12 protein-coding genes and 1 riboswitch are annotated in these 19,204 nt (G+C 69.8%); of the genes, 4 read left to right on the top strand and 8 right to left on the bottom strand.

All coding sequences use genetic code 11. The features are described from left to right. Positions 1 to 87: 87 nt before the first annotated feature. Positions 88 to 276: riboswitch (cobalamin riboswitch) on the bottom strand. A gap of 34 nt (positions 277 to 310) precedes the next feature. Next, positions 311 to 1,132 (bottom strand): DUF1295 domain-containing protein, encoded by an 822-nt coding sequence (locus ACK4E3_RS08260; RefSeq protein ID WP_409699024.1) that lies wholly within the window; start codon positions 1,130 to 1,132, stop codon positions 311 to 313. A 174-nt stretch (positions 1,133 to 1,306) separates the two neighbouring features. Between ACK4E3_RS08260 and ACK4E3_RS08255 the strand changes: the two genes are divergently transcribed. The 4 genes from ACK4E3_RS08255 (at position 1,307) to ACK4E3_RS08240 (ending at position 8,685) form a co-directional block, all read left to right on the top strand. Beyond that, positions 1,307 to 3,259, top strand: a complete 1,953-nt coding sequence (locus ACK4E3_RS08255) for a M1 family metallopeptidase (protein ID WP_409699021.1) — start codon at positions 1,307 to 1,309, stop codon at positions 3,257 to 3,259. Positions 3,260 to 3,353: 94 nt separating this feature from the next. Continuing rightward, the gene (locus tag ACK4E3_RS08250; protein WP_409699018.1) at positions 3,354 to 5,096 is read left to right on the top strand and encodes an amidohydrolase; all 1,743 of its coding nucleotides are present in this window, start codon (positions 3,354 to 3,356) and stop codon (positions 5,094 to 5,096) included. Between the two features lie 185 nt (positions 5,097 to 5,281). Continuing rightward, positions 5,282 to 6,487, top strand: coding sequence for an acetyl-CoA C-acetyltransferase (locus ACK4E3_RS08245; protein WP_409699015.1), 1,206 nt, complete (start codon positions 5,282 to 5,284; stop codon positions 6,485 to 6,487). 17 nt (positions 6,488 to 6,504) lie between these two features. Continuing rightward, complete coding sequence (locus ACK4E3_RS08240; protein ID WP_409699012.1) at positions 6,505 to 8,685, top strand: 3-hydroxyacyl-CoA dehydrogenase NAD-binding domain-containing protein; 2,181 nt, start codon at positions 6,505 to 6,507, stop codon at positions 8,683 to 8,685. A gap of 90 nt (positions 8,686 to 8,775) precedes the next feature. Here the strand turns inward: ACK4E3_RS08240 and trxA are convergent, their stop codons facing one another. The 7 genes from trxA to ACK4E3_RS08205 all read right to left on the bottom strand — a co-directional run bounded on the left by trxA (position 8,776) and on the right by ACK4E3_RS08205 (position 19,127). Beyond that, complete coding sequence (gene trxA / locus ACK4E3_RS08235; RefSeq protein WP_409699009.1) at positions 8,776 to 9,111, bottom strand: thioredoxin; 336 nt, start codon at positions 9,109 to 9,111, stop codon at positions 8,776 to 8,778. Positions 9,112 to 9,185: 74 nt separating this feature from the next. Then, positions 9,186 to 12,743 (bottom strand): double-strand break repair helicase AddA, encoded by a 3,558-nt coding sequence (gene addA, locus ACK4E3_RS08230; RefSeq protein ID WP_409699006.1) that lies wholly within the window; start codon positions 12,741 to 12,743, stop codon positions 9,186 to 9,188. Beyond that, complete coding sequence (gene addB / locus ACK4E3_RS08225) at positions 12,740 to 15,841, bottom strand: double-strand break repair protein AddB (protein ID WP_409699003.1); 3,102 nt, start codon at positions 15,839 to 15,841, stop codon at positions 12,740 to 12,742. The genes addA and addB overlap by 4 nt, the downstream gene beginning before the upstream one ends. Then, positions 15,838 to 16,581 (bottom strand): N-acetylmuramate alpha-1-phosphate uridylyltransferase MurU, encoded by a 744-nt coding sequence (gene murU / locus ACK4E3_RS08220; protein WP_409699000.1) that lies wholly within the window; start codon positions 16,579 to 16,581, stop codon positions 15,838 to 15,840. The genes addB and murU overlap by 4 nt, the downstream gene beginning before the upstream one ends. Beyond that, entirely contained in the window at positions 16,578 to 17,735 is a 1,158-nt protein-coding gene (locus ACK4E3_RS08215) for an aminoglycoside phosphotransferase family protein (RefSeq protein ID WP_409698998.1), read from the bottom strand. The genes murU and ACK4E3_RS08215 overlap by 4 nt, the downstream gene beginning before the upstream one ends. Then, positions 17,732 to 18,211 carry a tRNA (adenosine(37)-N6)-threonylcarbamoyltransferase complex ATPase subunit type 1 TsaE gene (gene tsaE, locus ACK4E3_RS08210; protein WP_409698995.1) on the bottom strand — a complete coding sequence of 160 codons (480 nt, stop codon included), beginning with the start codon at positions 18,209 to 18,211 and terminating at the stop codon, positions 17,732 to 17,734. Before tsaE ends, ACK4E3_RS08215 begins: the two co-directional genes overlap by 4 nt. A 13-nt stretch (positions 18,212 to 18,224) precedes the next feature. Next, positions 18,225 to 19,127: a 1-acyl-sn-glycerol-3-phosphate acyltransferase gene (locus ACK4E3_RS08205; RefSeq protein WP_409698992.1), complete on the bottom strand. Its 903-nt coding sequence runs from the start codon at positions 19,125 to 19,127 to the stop codon at positions 18,225 to 18,227. Positions 19,128 to 19,204: the final 77 nt, after the last annotated feature.

The raw sequence follows: 19,204 nt of genomic DNA, 5'->3' as shown, positions 1-19,204 counted from the left end.
AGGCCCCGCACGCAATGCGCGCGCGGCACCTCAGGACTTGTCGTCACGCGGGGCAAGGCCCGTTCGCTCGGCACACCCCGTCCGGGGCGAAGGACGACCGCATCGGGCAGGTCTCCTGGCTTGCGGCTCGAACGCCCGATCCGCCTTCCCGGACCGCAGGGGTCCAGTGGCATGATGGATCAAGGCTCGCCGCCTACAGTTGCGGGGGCAGCCCGGGACTTGGACCCGAGTTCCCTATTCATCCCCTTGCGGGGAACCTGATGCGCCCGCCATGGCTAGGGCTGGGCGCAGGTTTAGTCAATCAGGGGGCTCAGCCGCGCGGCGGGCCGGGAATGATCCGGTTGGTCGAGGCGACATATTCCGCATAGTCCGGGCGGGTATCGTGCATGCGCTTTTCCAGAATGCCCGCCCCCGACCACTTGACCAGGGTGAAGGTGACGAACAGCACGCCGGGCAGCGCCAGCCAGCCCAGCGAGCCGCTCTCGGCGGCGATCAGGAAGATGCCCCACCACACCAGCGCCTCGCCGAAATAGTTGGGGTGGCGCGAATATCGCCACAGGCCATAGCGCATGGTCCTGCCGCGATTGTCCGGGTCGGCCCGAAAGCGCGACATCTGCCAGTCGGCGATGGTCTCGTAGCCAAGCCCGAACAGGGCGATGGCGGCACCGGCCCAGGCCATCAGGCCCAGCTGCGCGGGCGTGGGCGATAGCTGGCCCAGTTGCAGCGACAGCGAGGCCAGCCACAGGATCGGCGCCTGAAGCAGGAACACATAGACCAGCGCCGCGCGCCCATAGCCCCAGCCGTGGCGCTCGCGCGCCCGCTCGACCAGTCCCTCATAGCGCTTGTCCACCCCGTGCACGGCCCAGCGCATCAGCATGTAGCCGCCAAGGCGCACGCCCCACAGCCCGACAAGCACCAGCAGCAGATACTGGCGGCTCTGCGCGCCCATATCCGCCTGCAAGAAGGTCGCTATGGCCACCGCGATGTGCCCGAAGGCCCACATGGCATCGATCAGGGTCGGGTCTTTCAGGGGCAGGGTCACGGCCCAGGCCAGCACCATCAGCACCAGCAGCACGATCATGTTGATCGCGAGGATCTGCACGACATCAATCACGCTGTAGGGCTCGATCACGGCGTTTCGTCTCCGAAGGGTTCACGGCAACGCCCCTGCGCGGCCTGCGTTGTCTGATAACGTCATTACGCGCGTCGGGTGCCCCGATATGCACCCGCCTGCCCGCCAAGTTTGGACAATCAACGCTTTTGGCCTAATCGCATCAGCACATTCACGCCCGAGGAGATGCCGCAGATGTTCCCCCTGTCCGACCGACCCCGTGCCCGCACCAGCGCCTCCGCCGTGGCCATCAGCGCCGCCCTTGCCGCGCTCACCCTTTCGGCCTGTGCGGCCATGCCTGCCACCGACAGCCGCCCTGCGCCGGGCACCGCCCAGATCCGCCTGCCCGAGAATGTCCAGTATGTACGCGACGTGCACTCCTATGCGCGCCCCGAGCAGGCGCGCGTGCACCACGTCGATCTTGATCTGGCCGCCGACTTCACCCGCCAGACCTTCAGCGGCCGCGCCACCCTCGACTACACCGCCGAGCCGGGCGTGGGCGAGATCGTGCTGGATGCGCGCAACCTCGACATCCGCTCCATCACCAGCGGCGGGCGCGACCTGCAATGGTCGCTGGGCAGCGATGATCCCATCATGGGCCAGCCCCTGACGATCCGCATCGATGCGCCGCGCGGCCAGATCGTCATCGACTATGCGACGCGCGCCGATGCCGCCGCCCTGCAATGGCTGACCCCCGAGCAGACCGCGGGCGGGCGCCTGCCCTTCATGTTCAGCCAGGGCCAGGCGATCCTGACGCGCACCTGGGTGCCGACCCAGGACAGCCCCGGCATCCGCCAGAGCTACAGCGCCCGCATCACCGCCCCTGCCGACCTGCGGGTGGTGATGAGCGCCGAGATGCTGACCCCCGAGGGCGAGCCTGCCGGCGGCGGAAACCGCACCTATCGCTTCCGCCTCGACAATCCGGTCCCGCCCTATCTGATCGCCATTGCCATCGGTGATCTCGAGTTTGCGCCGCTGGGCGCGCGCACCGGCGTCTATACCGAGCCCGCCCTGCTTCAGCGCGCCGCCGCCGAGTTCGAGGATGTCGAGGCCATGGTGGTCGCCGCCGAGGCGCTCTACGGCCCCTATCTGTGGGGCCGCTACGACCTGCTGGTCCTGCCCCCGTCCTTCCCGTTCGGCGGCATGGAGAACCCGCGCCTGACCTTTGCCACGCCCACCATCATCGCCGGTGACAAGTCGCTGGTCTCGCTGGTGGCGCACGAGCTGGCGCACTCGTGGTCGGGCAACCTCGTGACCAATGCCACCTGGGCGGACTTCTGGCTCAACGAGGGTTTCACGGTCTATTTCGAGAACCGGATCATGGAGGCCATCTATGGCGAGGAGCGCGCCCAGATGCTCCAGGCGCTCGGCTGGCGCGACCTTCAGGCGGCGCTGAGATCCCTGCCGACCGAGGATCAGCGCCTGCACCTCGACAATCTGGAAGGGCGCGACCCCGACGACGGCCTGACCGCCATCGCCTATCAGAAGGGCGCCTTCTTCCTGCGCACCATCGAGCGCATCGTCGGGCGCGAGCGCTTCGACGGCTGGCTGCGCGGCTATTTCGAGCGCAACGCCTACCGGCCCATGACCACGGCCATGTTCCTCGATGACATCCGCACCCATCTGGTGCGCGGCGATGCGGCGCTGGAAGCGCGCCTGATGATGGACGAATGGGTCTATCGCCCCGGCGTGCCCGCCAATTTCGAGGCCCCGCGCTCGGCGGCCTTCGATCGCGTCGATACCCAGGTCAACGCCTTCGTCTCGGGCACGCCGGCTGGCCAGCTTGTCGTGGACGGCTGGGTCACCCAGCAGTGGCAGCGCTTCCTGTCCGAGCTGCCCGCGCGCATGACACCGGCCCAGCTTGCCGATCTCGATGCCGCCTTCGGCCTCAGCGCGGCGGGCAACTCCGAGGTGCTGTTCGCCTGGCTGATGATCGCGGTGCGCCACCAGTACGAGCCCGCCGTGCCCGCGCTGGAGGGTTTCCTGACCGGCATGGGCCGCCGCAAGTTCACCCAGCCGCTCTATGTGGCGCTGATGGCCGAGGGCGACTGGGGCCAGAGCCTGGCGCGGCGCATCTATGCCGAGGCCCGCCCCGGCTATCATCCCATCACCACAGGCTCGGCCGATCCGGTGGTGCTGGGCAACTAGGACGGCATTTGCACCTCGCCCTTCGCGCGCGCGCCCGCTAATACGGCGCGCGAGGGGCCTCTGGCTGTGGCCCGTTTCACCGTCGGAGGCCCCTATGGCGATCAACACTCCCCTAGCCCGTAGCGGGCTCTGCACCCTGGGCGCGATGCTGCTGCTCGCGCCCTCGACCGCGCTCTCCCAGTCGCCTGCTCTGGCCCATTCGCCCGCCACCGCCGAGCTGATCATCTCGGGCGGCCCCATCCATACGGCTGATCCCGAGCGCCCCGCCGCCGAGGCCGTGGCCATCGCCGAGGGCCGCATCGTGCGTGTGGGCACCATCGCCGAGGTCGAGGCCCACGCCAGCGCCGCCACCCGCCGCATCGACCTGAACGGGGCGGCGCTCTATCCGGGCTTCACCGACGGCCATGCCCACCTGCGCGGCATTGGCGAGCGCGAGATGACGCTGAACCTCGAAGGGGCGGCCTCCATCACCGAGGCCATGCAGCGCCTCGCCGACTGGGCGCTTGAGCACCCTGACGGCGTCATCGTGGGGCGCGGCTGGATCGAGACCCACTGGCCCGAGGGCCGATTCCTTGAGCGCGGCGATCTCGATGCGGCGGCACCGGGACGCGTCGTGGTGCTGATCCGCGCCGACGGCCATGCCCTTGTCGCCTCCAGCGCGGCTCTGCGGGCGGCGGGCGTGGACGGGCAGACCCCCATCCCCTTCGGCGGCGACATTCTCAAGGACAGCGCGGGCGAGCCCACGGGCCTGCTGGTCGATACCGCCATGGCGCTGGTGTCGGGCCTACGCCCGCAGGAAAGCGAGGCGGCGCGCATGGAGGCCTATCGCGCGGGCTTTTCGATCTATTCGCGCATGGGCTGGACCGGCATTCACAACATGAGCGTGCCCTGGGAGGACGTGCCCCTGATCGAGGCCATGGCCGAGCGCGGCGAGGCGTCCTTGCGGGTCTACAACAGCATCGATCCGGGCGGCGCACAGCCCCTGATGATTCACGGACCGCGCTCGGCGGGCGACAACCGGGTCATCACCCGCGCCATCAAGGTCTATGCCGACGGGGCGCTGGGCTCGCGCGGGGCCGCCCTGTTCGAGCCCTATGCCGATGCGCCCGAGACCTCGGGCCTGATGCTGATGACCCCCGAGCAGGCCATGGGCCTTTACCGCGCCGCCCTGCGCTCGGGCATCCAGATCACCACCCATGCCATCGGCGACCGGGGCAATGCCAGCGTGCTGGACTGGTATGGCGAGGTGTTCGACACCACGCCGCGCGATCAGTGGGCCTCGGCCGATCCGCGCTGGCGCATCGAGCACGCCCAGGTGCTGCGCCCCGCCGACTTCGCGCGCTTTGCCGCCATTCCCGTGATCGCCTCCATGCAGCCCAGCCACGCCATCGGCGACCTGCACTTCGCACCGGCGCGCCTGGGCGACCAGCGCCTTGACGGTGCCTATGCCTGGGCCAGCCTGGCGGCAGCGGGCGTGCGGCTGGCGGGCGGCTCGGACGCCCCGGTCGAGCGCGGCGATCCGCTGATCGAGTTCTATGCCGCCGTGGCGCGGCGCGACCTGGCGGGTCATCAGGGCGAGGACTGGCGCGGCCACGAGGCCCTGTCGCGCGATCAGGCGCTGGCGCTGTTCACCACCGGCCCGGCCTATGCCTCGTTCCGCGAGGGCGAGCTGGGCATGATCCGCGAGGGCTACATCGCGGACCTCAGCGTGTTCGACATCGACCTGATGAGCGTGCCTGAGGCCGCCATTCCCGAGGGGCGCGCCCTTCTCACCCTCATCGACGGCGAGGTCGTCTATGCCGCCGACGACAGCCCGGTCACTCTGGATCACCGCTGAGGGGGCATCCCGGTCCGGCTTGCCAGGCCGCCTGCCGCAACGATTGAGGCCCGTCCGCAGTTGGCCTGCGGGCGGGCCTTTTGCGTCATGGAGCGGGTGATTTCGGCCATTCTTCTCTTGACGTTTACGTCAACGTAGCGTTCTTGTCGGGCACGCCACAAATCCTGCCAGGTAAAGGAGACCCCATGCCTGAAGCCTATATCTTCGACGCCGTTCGCACCCCGCGCGGCAAGGGCAAGAAGGACGGCACCCTTCACGAGATCACCGCCCTTTCCCTGGCCACCCAGGTGCTTGAGGCCCTGCGCGATCGCAACGATCTGGACACCTCGCAGGTGGACGACGTGATCCTGGGCTGCGTTGCCCCGGTGGGCGAGCAGGGTGCCGACATCGCGCGCACCGCAGTGCTGAACGCCCAGTGGTCCCAGCTGACCGCTGGCGTGCAGATCAACCGCTTCTGTGCCTCGGGCCTCGAGGCGGTCAACATGGCGGCGGCCAAGGTCATGTCGGGCGAGGCGCGCATGGCCGTCGGCGGCGGGGTCGAGTCCATGAGCCGCGTGCCCATGGGCTCTGACGGCGGGGCCTGGCCCATCGATCCGAACATCGCCATCCCGGCCTATTTCGTGCCTCAGGGCGTGTCGGCGGACATGATCGCGTCAAAGTACGGCTTCTCGCGCGATGACGTGGACGCCTATTCGGTCGAGAGCCACAAGCGCGCGCACCGCTCGTGGGAGGAAGGGCGCTTCAGCAAGTCCGTCGTCCCGGTCAAGGATCAGCTTGGCCTGACCCTGCTCGATCGCGACGAGACCATCCGCCCGGCCACCGACATGCAGACTCTGGGCGGGCTCAACCCCTCGTTCCAGATGATGGGCGAGATGGCCTTCGATGCCGTCATCAACCAGCGCTACCCGGAAGTCGAGCGCGTCAACCATGTGCATACCCCCGGCAATTCGTCCGGCATCGTCGATGGCTCGGCGGGTGTTCTGGTCGGCACCCTTGAGGCCGGTCAGGCGCTGGGCCTCAAGCCGCGCGCCAGGATTCGCGGCATGGCTTCCATCGGCTCGGAGCCGTCCATCATGCTGACCGGGCCCGAGCCCGTCACGCGCAAGCTGCTCTCGCGCCTGGGCATGGAGGTCGGCGACATCGACCTTTATGAACTCAACGAGGCCTTCGCCGCCGTGGTGCTGCGCTATATGCAGGCCCTCGACATCCCCCACGACCGGATCAACGTCTGCGGCGGCGCCATCGCCATGGGCCACCCGCTGGGGGCCACCGGGGCCATGATTCTGGGCACGGTGCTGGACGAGCTGGAGCGCACCGACAAGAGCACGGCTCTGGCCACCTTGTGCATCGGCGGCGGCATGGGCACCGCCACCGTCATCGAACGCGTCTGATCGAAGGAGAAGCACTGATGGAAAACTTCCGTATCGAGATCGACGCCGACGGCATTGCGCTCATCACCTTCGACGTGCCGAACCGCTCCATGAACACCCTCACTGCGGGCGTCATGAAGGAGATTCCCGAGTGGGCCGAGCGCATCCGCACCGATGACGCCATCAAGGGCGCGGTCCTCACCTCGGGCAAGGCGTCCGGCTTCTGCGCGGGCGCGGACCTCGGCGACATGGCCGCAGGCATGCTGGGCGGCTCGGACCTCAAGGCGGCTTATGACGCGGGCTGGCGGCTGAACGGCGCGCTGCGCCAGCTTGAGACCTGCGGCAAGCCGGTCGCCGCGGCCATCAACGGCCTGGCGCTGGGCGGCGGGCTGGAACTCACCCTGGCCTGTCACTACCGCGTGGTCGGCGACAATCCGAAGATCCAGCTCGGCCTGCCCGAGATCAAGGTGGGCCTGTTCCCCGGCGGCGGCGGCACCCAGCGCCTGCCGCGCCTGATCGGCGTCCAGAACGCCCTGATGCAGATTTCCGAGGGCAAGAGCTGGCGGCCCAAGGACGCGCTGGCCGCCGGTGTGATCCACGAGGTCGTCGAGCCCGGCAAGGAAGTCGAGGCCGCCAAGGCCTGGGTACGCTCCAAGTCCGGCACCAAGGTCGCCCAGCCGTGGGACGAGAAGGGCTTCAAGCTGCCCGGCGGCGGTCCCTACCATCCGGCGGGCTCGCAGGTGTTCATCATGGGCAACGCCATGCTGCGCAAGCAGTCCTGGGGCAACTATCCGGCCGTCACCAACATGATGAAGGCGGTCTATGAGGGCGTGCAGCTTCCCATGGACGCGGCCCTGCGGGTCGAGACGCGCTATTTCATCAAGACCCTGATGACGCCCCAGGCCCAGGGCATGATCCGCTCTCTGTTCCTCTCCAAGCAGGAGCTGGACAAGGGCGCGGTGCGCCCCGCCGATGTGCCGAGGTCCGACCCGAAAAAGGTCGCCGTGCTTGGCGCAGGCATGATGGGCGCGGGCATCGCCTATGTTCAGGCCATGGCCGGCATCGAGACGGTGCTGATCGACGTCAGCCAGGAAGGCGCGGACAAGGGCAAGGCCTATGCCGAGTCCATCCTCGACAAGCGCGTGCAGCGCGGCCAGATGACGCGCGAAAAGGCCGACGCCACCCTCGCCCTGATCACCGCCACCACCGACTATGACCTGATCAAGGGTTCGGACCTGGTGATCGAGGCGGTGTTCGAGAACCGCGAGCTGAAGGCCGAGGTCACAAAACGCGCCGAGGCCCAGCTTGAGCCCGGAGCCGTGTTCGGCTCCAACACCTCGACCCTGCCGATCACCGGTCTGGCCGAGGCCAGCGAGCGGCCCGAGGACTTCATCGGCATCCACTTCTTCTCGCCCGTCGACAAGATGATGCTGGTCGAGATCATCATGGGCGAAAAGACCGGCCAGAGCGCACTGGCCAAGGCCCTCGACTATGTGATGAAGATCAGGAAGACGCCGATCGTGGTCAACGACAGCCGCGGCTTCTATACGTCGCGCTGCTTCGCCACCTATGTGGCCGAAGGGCTGGCCATGCTGGAAGAGGGCTATGCCCCCGCCCTGATCGACAACATCGGGCGCGCCACAGGCATGCCGCGCGGCCCGCTGGAGATGCACGACGACGTGGCGCTCGACCTCAGCGTCAAGATCACCAGACAGACCCGCGCCGATCTGGGCGATGCCTTCACGCCCCAGCCGGGCATGGAGATCGTCGAGAAGATGGTCGAGGAACTGGGCCGCTTCGGGCGCAAGAACGCCAAGGGCTTCTACGACTATCCCGAGGGCGGCAGGAAGTCGCTCTGGCCCGGCCTCGCAGACCTCGCGCCCGTGCGTATCAGCGAGTCCACGCCCGAGATGGTCGAGGACCAGAAGCGCCGCCTGCTCTATCGTCAGGCCGTCGAGGTGGCGCGCTGCTGGGAAGAAGGGGTGATCGACGATCCGCGCGAGGCGGACGTGGGCGCCATCCTCGCCTGGGGCTTTGCGCCCTGGACCGGAGGGCCGCTGACCCTGATCGACCAGACGGGGCTCAAGGCCTTTGTCGAACAGGCCGACGTCTATGCCGAACGCTATGGCGAGCGCTTCCGCGTGCCCCAGCTTCTGCGCGACATGGCAGACAAGGGCGAGACCTTCTACGGCCGCTTCTCGGGCCGCAAGGCGGCCTGACAGCGCGGCGATGCACAGCAAAAAGGCCGGGAGGGATCGCCCCTTCCGGCCTTTTTCGTGTCTTGAGGCGACGGGCCTGACGGCGGCAGGTCAGCCCGAGGTGCTGACGCCGTTCTCGGCCAGCCACTCGATGATCTTGCCCTTCTGCATGGCGCCCGCGCGCACGGCCACCATGTCGCCGTCGCGGAACACCATCAGGGTCGGCACGCCGCGCACGCCCAGCTTGGAAGGCGTCATGGGGCTGTCCTCGATGTCCACCTTGGCCACGATCAGCTCGCCCGCCATCTCGTCGGCGATCTGTTCCAGCGCCGGGCCGATCTGCTTGCACGGCGCGCACCACTCGGCCCAGAAGTCCACCAGCACCGGCTTGGACGCGCGCAGCACCTCCGCCTCGAAGCTGTCGTCGGTCACTTTCACTGTCGGCATGTCTGATCCTCGTCTGGAGCCGTGCTCTGTCGCCCCAGACTTGGGGCGTAGGGGCGGTCAGGTCAAGTCGCCCGTCAGCCCTCGCCGCTCTCGCGCCCGATCTGGCGCCCAGTCTGGCGCCCGATCTGGCGCCCAGTCTGGCGCAGGCGCTCCAGCGCTGCGTCCCGCGTGGACGCCTTGATCTCGATCAGGCGCGGGCCGTCGGTGAACAGAAGCGCCGTCGCGATCTGCCTGCGGGGAAAAAGCTCGGCCAGCACCGCGCCATAGACGGCCATCTGGGTGATGGCGGCCTGATCGACGCCGACTTCGCTGTCGGGGGCGGGGCGCTGGGTCTTGAAGTCCACCGCCAGCACCCTGTCCGGCGTGATCACCAGCCGGTCGATGCGCGCCGAAACCAGCATCGGCTCTGGCAGGGCCCCGCTGCGGCCCACCAGCGGCACCTCCGCGCGCGAGCCCGGCCCGAAGACATGGGCAAAGCGGGCATCCTCCATCACCTGCAGCGCCGCTGCGAGCATTTCCGCGCGCGCCGCCTCGCTCACGCCCGGCTCGCGTGCCAGCATCCGCTCGCCCAGCCGCTGACGCTCACGGGCCGGCACATCGGCCAGACGCTCCAGCAGCCGGTGGATCAGTATGCCACGCCGAAAGCGGTCAAGGCCCATGGTGCGCGCCATGGGCGAGGGCACGGGCAGGTCGTCGTCATTCCCATCGAGGCGCGAGGGCGCACTGTAGCTGCGCGCCTGCTCCGCCCTTGCGGGCATCTCCAGCCAGCGCGGCAGGGCCGCAGGCTCAACGCGCTCCTTCGCGCGCGCGGCGACGGGCTCCGGCTCGGCCCCGATGCGCCGGATCGCGATGCCGCTGGCCGAGGTGGCCTCGCGCGCGCCGGCCGCCGCCGCCTGCACCGCGCCCCACCATCCGCGCGTCCCGTCATCCCTCACGCTGGCACGCGCAGCCAGGATCAGCCGGTCGCGCGCGCGGGTCAGCCCCACATAGAGAAGGCGCAGGCTCTCCTGTTCGGCACGCAGCGTGTCGCGTGCCCTCGCCGCATCCACCCGCTCACATCGCCCCTCGTCACCGCCCAGCTTCCAGAGCGCATGGCCGTTCGCGTCGAACAGCAGCTTCCTGCCCGAGCGGCCCGTCGCCAGCATGTCGGGCAGGATCACGATGGGCGCTTCCAGTCCCTTGGAAGCATGGGCGGTCATGACCCGCACGCGGCCGTGGCTCTCCTCCATCTCGCGCTTCAGCTCAGGTTCGATGCGCGACAGCTCGGCCAGGGTGCGCTCCAGATCGGTGACGGCGCGGTTCTCGCGCGCGCGCACCAGATCGAGAAAGGCGTTCAGCGCGTCCTCGGCCTCGATGCCGATGCGCGTCACGAACCGCTGGCGCCAGGTCAGGCCGCAGGCGTCGCGGCGCGAAAGCAGGCGGGCGTAAAGCTCGAAGGCGGGGCAGCGCCGGGCCTCGCCCTGAAACCATGTGATCAGCTCGCGCGCCTCGCCCAGCGCCGCGACATCCTCGGGGCCGAGGCCGTGGGCACCGGGCTCCAGCGCCGCCATGCGCGCCCACAGGCTCATGTTGCCGCGATCAAAGGCGAGCCGGAACAGGGAGTCCTCGCTGACATCGCACAAGGGCGAGCGCAGCACGCCCGCCAGGGTCAGGTCGTCCGTTGGCGACAGGGCCGCGCGGCCCAGCGCGATCAGGTCGAGATAGCAGGGGTGTGCCGCCAGCTTGAGCCGGTCGCTTCCGGCCACGGGCACGCCTTCGCGCTTCATCTCGCGCAGCAGGGTCTCGAACATGGCCCCGCGCTTGGAGACCAGCACCATCACATCGCCGTAAGTGGCCGCCCTTGCCTCGCCGCTCTCGCGGTCGAACACCCGCTCGCCGCGCGTCACCATGGCCCTGATTTCGCAGGCCAGCTTGCGCGCCAGGGTGCGCACCGCACTGTCGCGGGCATGGACCGGATCGGGCACGGCCCAGGCATCGCGCACCTCCGGGGCCTGTTCGCGCTCCAGCGGCCAGATGTCGATGGTGCCCGCATCCACGCGCCGCGCCTGATGGGTCGGTGCGTTCCTGAACTCCATATCCCCGCCCGGCACCAAGCCCGGTGACAGGGCGAGCGCGCGCTCGGGCTCGCCGAACACCCGGTCGACAAGGGCGAGAATTTCGGGCGTGGAGCGCCACGAGCTGAGCAGGCTCACCACCTTGAACGCGCGCCCGCTGCCCTCGACCGTCTTCTGATAGTGCTGCGCCTCCTGCAACAGGCGTTCGGGCGCGGCACCCTGGAACGAGAAGATCGACTGCTTTTCGTCGCCCACCACGAACAGGGTACGCCGGTCATCCTCGCGCACGCCTTCGCCCGCGAAGAACTCTCCGCTCAGGGCACGGATGATGTCCCACTGCGCCGGAGAGGTATCCTGCGCCTCGTCCACGAGAATATGCTCGATACCGCCGTCGAGCTTGTAGAGCACCCAGGCCGCCCCCCCGTGCCGGGTCAGAAGATCGCGGGCTCGGGCGATCTGGTCACCGAAATCGATCAGGCCGCGCGCATCCTTCAGTTCACGGAATATCGCCAGATAGGCCTGGGCCAGCACCAGCACGTCGCGCGTCACCGCCGCCGTCCTGATCCGCCCCATCCGCTCGCGCGCACCTGCAAACCGCTCGGTCTCGGAGCCCAGATAATCGAGCGCGTAGGGCAGGCTCGTGGCGGCGTCCTTGGTGATCAGCCTGTTGCGGGCCTCTCTCTTCTGGGTGAAGAACACCGACAGGGCCGCTTCCAGCGCCGCAGCGGGCTCATCGGGCAGGTGCGCGAGCACATCCAGCATCCGCTGTCCCTGCTGCCTGTCGGTGCTTTTCTCGCAAGCATGCAGGGCCTCTGCCAGCGCCTGCCAGCGCCCGGCGTCAAAGGCTTCGGGCGCAAAGACAGCTCCGAGGCACGCCTCCTCGCTCAGGGTGTCGATCTCGAAATCGGCCATGAGCTGGGCCTCGATCCCGCCCGATCCGGCGGCGGCCTCCAGCTGGGCGTGCAGAGCATCGCGGGCCGCTTCGATCTCGCCGAACAGGGCCTCCAGCCCCGGCTGTCCCAGCCGCACGGACAGCCGCTCGAAAGCCTCGGCAAGGGCGCGATGCCCGCCGCTGCGCCCCAGCTCCAGCACCAGATCGCGCGCCTCGGCACGCAGGGCCGCGGCTTCCGCCTCGTCGATGGCCGTGAACGAGGGCGAGACACCCGCCTCCAGCGGAAAGCGGCGCAGGAGCTGTTCGCAGAAGGCATGAATGGTCTGGATCTTCAGTCCGCCGGGCGTCTCCAGGGCGCGGGCGAAAAGCTGGCGGGCACGGCGCAGGTGGCGCGCTTCCAGACTCGCGGGCTCGCACCCCTCGAGGGCGGCGAGGGCGGTGCGCAGATCATCGTTGCTGGCCACGGCCCAGGCCCCGAGGCGCTCGAACAGGCGCTGCTGCATCTCGGACGCCGCCGCCTTGGTGAAGGTCAGGCACAGCACGGCACCGGGTGCCGCCCCCGCCAGCAGCAGACGGCCCACCCGGTCGACCAGGGTGCGCGTCTTCCCCGAGCCCGCATTGGCCGTGACGAAGGCGTTGAGCGCCGGATCGGCGGCCATGGCCTGCATGCGCAGCGCGTCGCTCATGACTGGCCCCCGCTCTCGTCATCGCCCTCGGCGTCCTCGCCCTGGGTGGACCACTCGTGAAAGCGCGCCAAGTGATCGTAGTCCGAGCCGTGCCGGTTCGGACGCACCCGCGACAGATAGCCCACGCTCTCGTCCGCAAAGGCCTCCACCCGCGCGATCAGGCCCGCCAGCGCATCATGGATCACCTCGCGAAAGGGCGGCTCGTCCTCACCGCGCGCAGGCCGGATCGCAGGCACGATGCGCGCGGGCGGCGCGCGGCCGGTGACCTGCACATATTCGAGCGCGTGCACCGCAGCCTCACCGATGGAGCCAAAGCCCCCGCGCTCGGCCACCACGGCGCTCAGCGGCAGCTGCGGAGCCCAGCCCTCGCGAACCTGGCGCGCATCGGGCGGCGTGCCGGTCTTGTAGTCGATGATGGCGAGGCCAGCGTCCGACAGTTCCATGCGGTCGCTCTTGGCCGTGAGGGTGAACGCGCCCGCACGTGTGCTGATGCGCGTCTCGCCCTTTTCCTCCAGCACGATGCGCCTGGCCACAGCGCGCCGCTGCATCTCGAAGTCCACAATCCAGTTCCCCAGACGGGAAGCGAACACGCTCTCGGCGTGAAGGGCGCTCTCGTCCAGCCCGTGCTCGCGCAGGGCATCCAGATAGAGCGCCGCGAAACGCTCGCGCCCCTGCGCGCTGTCCGCCTCGCTCCACGCGCGCGCAAACGCCTCCATGGCCTGGTGGATGGCCGTGCCGCGCAGGCGCACATCGGCCACTTCGTCGGGCAGCGGGCGTGCAAACAGCTTCAGTATGTGCCGCGCATAGGCCGAATAGGGATCGCGCAGCCACTCCTCCACGCGCGTCACCGACAGCCTCATGGGCCGGGCAGGGACCGGCGGCTTCGGACAGGGGCGCTCGGCGGGCAGCAGCGAGGACGGCACGGTGCGCGCGGGCGCATCGAGGGCGGCGGCCATGGCCTGCAGACCGTCAGGCGTGCTCAGCTTCTCGCCTGCGCCGCGGATCAGGGTCTGCAGCCGCCACAGCCAGCGCGAGCGCACCGAGGGCTTGTCCGCAGCCCGGCGCGTGTGCAGCAGCACCACCTCGCGCGCATGGGCCGACTGGGCAAAGTCGTGGGCCGACAGGCCGATGCGCCGCTCGGGGCTGGGCAGGCCGATGGCCGCGCGCATGGGCCGCGAGAGGAAGGGATCGACGGGGGCGGCGGGGGGCCACACCCCCTCCTCCAGACCGCTCAGGATCATGCGGTCGGCGCGATAGAGCCGCGCCTCGATGCTGCCCAGAATTCGCAGGCGCGGATGAACCGGCCCGCCGGTGCGCACCACCTCCTCGATCAGAAGCTGGCGCATCAGCCTTTGCAGGCAGTGGCGCGACAGGGGCGCCAGGCGCGCGCCCTCACCCATCAGTTCGCTCAGCAGCCGCGCCGCCGCCTCGCCCGAGGCCCCTCGAAAGGCCCCGTCACCGCTGCTCTCGGCCTCTGCGCCGGAAAGGCGTGCCAGCGCCTCGATGCTGGCGGCCACGGCCCGTGCCCCGTCTGCCAGGGGGATCGCATCCGCGCCGCGCAGGGCCAGCACCGGGGCCAGGGCCTCGCACAGGGCGTCCCAGACAGCCAGAGCGTCCGCGCGCACCTCCGCCCTTCGCGCTTCCTCGCCCTCATGGGCTGCCACTGCCATGATCCGTGCACGGACAACATCGGGCGAGGCGGGCCGGGGACCGGTCAGGGCAAGACGCTCCAGCGCCTCCACACCGCGTGCGCGCGTCTCGTCTTCGAGGCCCAGTCGCGTGGCCGGGGCGCGCAGCACCGCCAGCACCGTGGCTGCGGAAAAGCGCTCGCAGGCCAGGGCGACAAGCTGGTCGATCAGGGCACCGATGGCGCTCATGGCCAGGGGCGTGCCCGCCGAGCTGTCGGCTTGCAGGCCCCAGCGCGACAGGCGCGCCTGCACCCGGCGCGCGAACACCGGATCGGGGGCCACCAGGGCACAGGTCAGGCCGTCCTGCTCCACCGCCTCGCGCATCAAGGTGGCGGCCAGCAACGCGGCGTGTTCCTCGTGCTCGCCCTCGACCAGCTTCAGTCCCTCAAGGCCCCGCTCCAGCACGCGCTCGCCCTTCATCCGCTGGATGGCCTCGTACCAGTCGTGGGTAGCTTCGGGCGGCTTGAGGCTTTCAGAGATCAGGGCCCGGCGGCTGGAGCGTGCGTCCAGCGCCCCGTCGGAGCCCGGCCAGGCGCGGACCTGCTCGCGCAGCATTTCGTGGCGCTCCAGCAGGCGCTTCATGGCATATTGCGGATGGGCGGGCTCCAGCGCCTGCCACGCGCTCTCGTCGAGGCTCAGATCAAGACCCGGCAGCACAACCGCCCCGCGATCAAACCCCGCGACCGTGCCCAGCACCCTTGCGGCCGCAGGCACGGTGCCGGTGGAGCCTGCCGCGATGACCGGATGGGCGGGCGGCATCTCCTGCCACTGGCGGGCCAGGGCATTGAGCAGGCGCACACGCCGCGCGCTCACGTCCATCAGGCCCAGCGCGTCCAGCCGCTCGCTCCACGCCTGCGCCACCGCCGCGAGAAAACCGGCCGCGCCGCGCCAGTGCTCGGCCAGATGCGCCGCCATGTCCGTCCCGGCAAGATCGTGCAGCCGATCAAGCCCGGCGACTTCCTCGATCTGGCAGGAATCGAGCAGGCGGCCCACGGCATCGGCCATGTCGAGCTGCTGGCTGACCGACAGTTCTCCGCGCCCCAGCCGGTGCTGCTCGCGCGCCACCAGACCCGCCAGCTCGAAGCGCCGCGCCAGCGCGCCGATGGCCGGGGGCAGGTCGTCCCCGATGCCGCCGGGCGCGAACGGCGGCTCGTCGCCCTCCAGATCGCCGAGCGCACGCACCATGGGCAGCAGGCGCGGGCGATCGGTGGCGCGGCGCGCAAAGGCATCGGTCATCAGGCGCGCGGCGCGGCGATTGGGCAGCAGGATCAGCGCCTCGCCCAGCGCCTCGGGGCCGGAAGCGTCGGTCCACTCCAGCAGGCCTGCGGCCAGATCGTCGAGAAAGCTGCGCTCGCTGGCAATGGAGAACCAGCGCGGCGCAGGCCTGGCGAACGGGTCGAAGCGGCTCACGCGCCTTTCGCCCCATGCCCGCCCGTCCCGCACTCAGCCAGCCGCTGCTCGGCCTCGTCGCGTGCCTGCGGATCGCCGACGTGCATCCAGATGCCGTCCATCAGCACGCCGTGCAGCCGCCCGCGCGCCGCCGCCTCTCGCCACAGGGGCGTCAGCGAGAAGCGTGCCTCGGCCACGCCTTCGGTGATGTCGGGCCGGGTAATGTGCACGCCCATATAGGCATGGGGCGCACGCGCGGATTCGCCGCGAAAGCGCAGCCTTCCATCATCCTCCAGAAAGAAGTCGCCCGCCCCGGGAAAGCCGATGGCGCCCTCGCGCGGGGCCAGCAGCAGGCATGCGTCCATGGCCTCGGGCCGCCATGCCGCCTTCAGCGCGGTCAGCGCATCGCCCCGGTCGATCCAGACGCTGTCTATATTGGCCACGAACACCGGTGCCTCGCCCAGCAGATCGCGCGCCTTCTTGAGCCCGCCGCCGGTCTCCAGCAGGGCCTCGCGCTCGTCCGAGATCACGATCTCGATGTCGCGGCGCGCGCCAAGATGCGCTTCCAGCCGGTCCGCGAACCAGTGCACATTGACCACCGCCCGCCGCACCCCCGCCGCGATCAGCCGGTCCAGCACATGATCGATCAGGGCCCTGCCGCCCACCTCGACCAGCGCCTTGGGCCGGTCATCGGTCAGGGGCCTCATGCGCGTGCCCAGCCCCGCCGCCAGCACCATGGCCGTATCGATCCCGCCGCTCATCGCAGTGCCCCCTGTGGCCCCAGACCGCGCACCTCAAGCCAGGCGCGCAGCGGCTCCAGTTCGGGCGCGGCCAGATTGCGGTCCAGATGGCCCCACATCCGGCCCATGAAACCGGCATAGCGGGTCTTGCCGTCGCGCACGACCAGCCGGGCGAAGATGCCAAGGATCCTCAGGGCATTGAGTGTCGCCAGCGCGCGATAGGCCCGCCGGAACGCCGCCTCGTCCACCTGCGGGCGCAGCGACAGATAATGGGCGATCATGCGCTCCTGAAGCTGCGGGTCCACATCGCGGCGCGCATCCTGCAACAGGCTGTGCAGGTCCCAGCTTGGGTGACCGGCCACCGCGTCCTGAAAGTCGATCAGCCCGGTGCGCGCCAGGCCCTCGCGCCCGGCCAGCCACAGAAGGTTCTCGGCGTGATAGTCCCGGTGCACCAGCACCCGCCCACCGCCCTCGCCCTCGCCCTCGCCCTCGCGCACCAGCGGCGCGGTCACCTCATCCCAGCCATCGGGCCAGCCGTCGGGCCAGCCGTCCGGGATGATGCCTGCGCCGCGATACTGCGGCCACCACTGCACGAACAGGTCCGCCCCCGCCTTCAGCGCCAGCCCATCGTATTCAAGCACCGGCCACGGTGTCGCCCCGGCGAGCAGCTGTTGCGGCGGCGCCGTCTCGTGCAGGTGGGCCAGCACCTCGACCGCCGCGCGATAGAGGCTCTCCTCGTTGGCGCCCCCTTCCAGCGCGCGCGCATAGAGCCCGTCGCCGAAGTCTTCGATCAGCGCGAGGCCCGCGCCCGCATCGAACGCGATCACCTCGGGCGCGGACAGCCCCAGCGCGCGCAGGTGATCGGCCACCGCAACAAAGGCCGCGACCGAACCGCCCGACAGCCGTGCCGTGGCGTTCCAGCCCGCCGCCAGCCGCTCGGCCTCGCTGAAGTGCGGCTGACAGATCACCGCTTCCGCGCCGGGCGGCTGGTCCATCAGCATCAGCCTGCGCGCCCCCGCCAGAGAATCTGCCAGAGAGTCTGCCAGAGAACCCGGCAAGGTCAGGCGCACGTAGCGGCGCGTGGAGGCATCGCCGGGCAGGGCCTCGCGCGCGGCATCGGCCACGCCTGCCGCATCCAGAAATGCCTCGATGATTTCGCCTCGCGTCCCGCTCATGTCACCTCGTCCAGCCCTGCCGAAAGGAAGGCATCCCCGAGACCTGCGCGCACGCGCCCATGGCCTTCGAGCCTCGCCTCGCGCCCCTCGCCCGCATGGGACAGGTGCACCTCGATGCGATCGGGCGGCAGGTCGCCGTCCAGCCGCTCGGGCCATTCGATGATAACCGCCCCGTCCTCCAGCGCCTCATGCAGCCCCAGTTCGTCAACTTCGGACGCATCGCCCAGCCGGTAGAGATCGAAATGGGCCAGCGCCAGCGCGCCTTCATAGGTCTGCACCAGGGTGAAGGTCGGCGAGGGCACGTCCTCGTCGGGCCGCGTCAGGGCGCGGATCAGGGCGCGCGCCAGGGTCGACTTGCCCGCCCCCAGCTCGCCAAACAGGCACAGGGCCACGCCCCTGTCCATCAGGGGCGCCAGCGCCCGGCCCAGAGCGATGGTCTCCCCCTCGCCCGAAAGACGCACGCGCACAGGGCTCATGAACAGACCGCCCTCATGAACAGACCGCATCAGGCTGGCCGGGCAGGACGCGCTCCACATAGGCCTTGAGCGCATAGGTCGCGCGCGCCGCATCCGGGTCGAGGCGGCTGGCCTCCACCGGCGGGCCGACCGTCAGGCGGAAGCGCTGGCCGCGCTTGTTGAGCAGCTCGTGAAACAGCGTCACGTCGCGCAGTTCCTCCGAAACCCTGTCGAACAGGTGGAACAGCCTGGAATAGGGCCCCGAGACATGGATCGGCACGATGGGGGCCTTGTACTTGCGCGCCAGTGTCACGGCGGTGGCGGCCCACGGCGGATCGGTCAGCTGGCCATCGCCCGCCACCCGTGCCAGCCGCCCGGCGGGAAACAGCACCACGGCCCGCTCGTCCTCGAAGGCGCGGCGCGCGGCATCGAGCGTGGCGCGGGTCTTTTCGCGCGTGCGCTTGGCCTCGACCCACTCGACCGGGATCACGGTTTCCGACAGGCGCGGACAGACGCGCAGGGCATCGGCATTGGCAAAGAAGATGGCATCACCGCGCACCCGGCGCAGGGCGTCGAACACCGCCAGGCCATCGGCGATGCCCGTGGGATGGTTGCACACCACCACACAGCGCCCCGTGGCGGGCACGCGATCGAGCAGAAGGGCCATGACCTCGAGCTGCAGCAGCTCCGAGCAGTAGAGCAGCGCCGCCTCGCCCGACAGGGGCGCGATGGCATCGGCCATGCGCCGCGCCTTGCCATAGTCGAGCATGGCATAGAGCGCCGGGCGGATCAGCGGCCACAGGGGATTGCGCGTCAGGCGCGGCGCGCGCTCGGCGATGAGCACGTCCACGATGTGACGACGCCCCCCGGAGCCGGCACCGGCATCAGCGCCGGAGGCCGGGTCTGCCCGCTCGCGGATGTCATCGAGGATCACCATCACCCTGCCAGCTTTCGACGGCGGCAGGGCCTTTGGCAAGTGCCCGGCGGGCACCGCTTGCAGGGCTCCACGACTTT

It is taken from the genome of Brevundimonas sp., assembly GCF_046299595.1.
GTDB lineage: Bacteria > Pseudomonadota > Alphaproteobacteria > Caulobacterales > Caulobacteraceae > Brevundimonas.
This window is presented reverse-complemented; position numbering and strand designations above follow the sequence as displayed.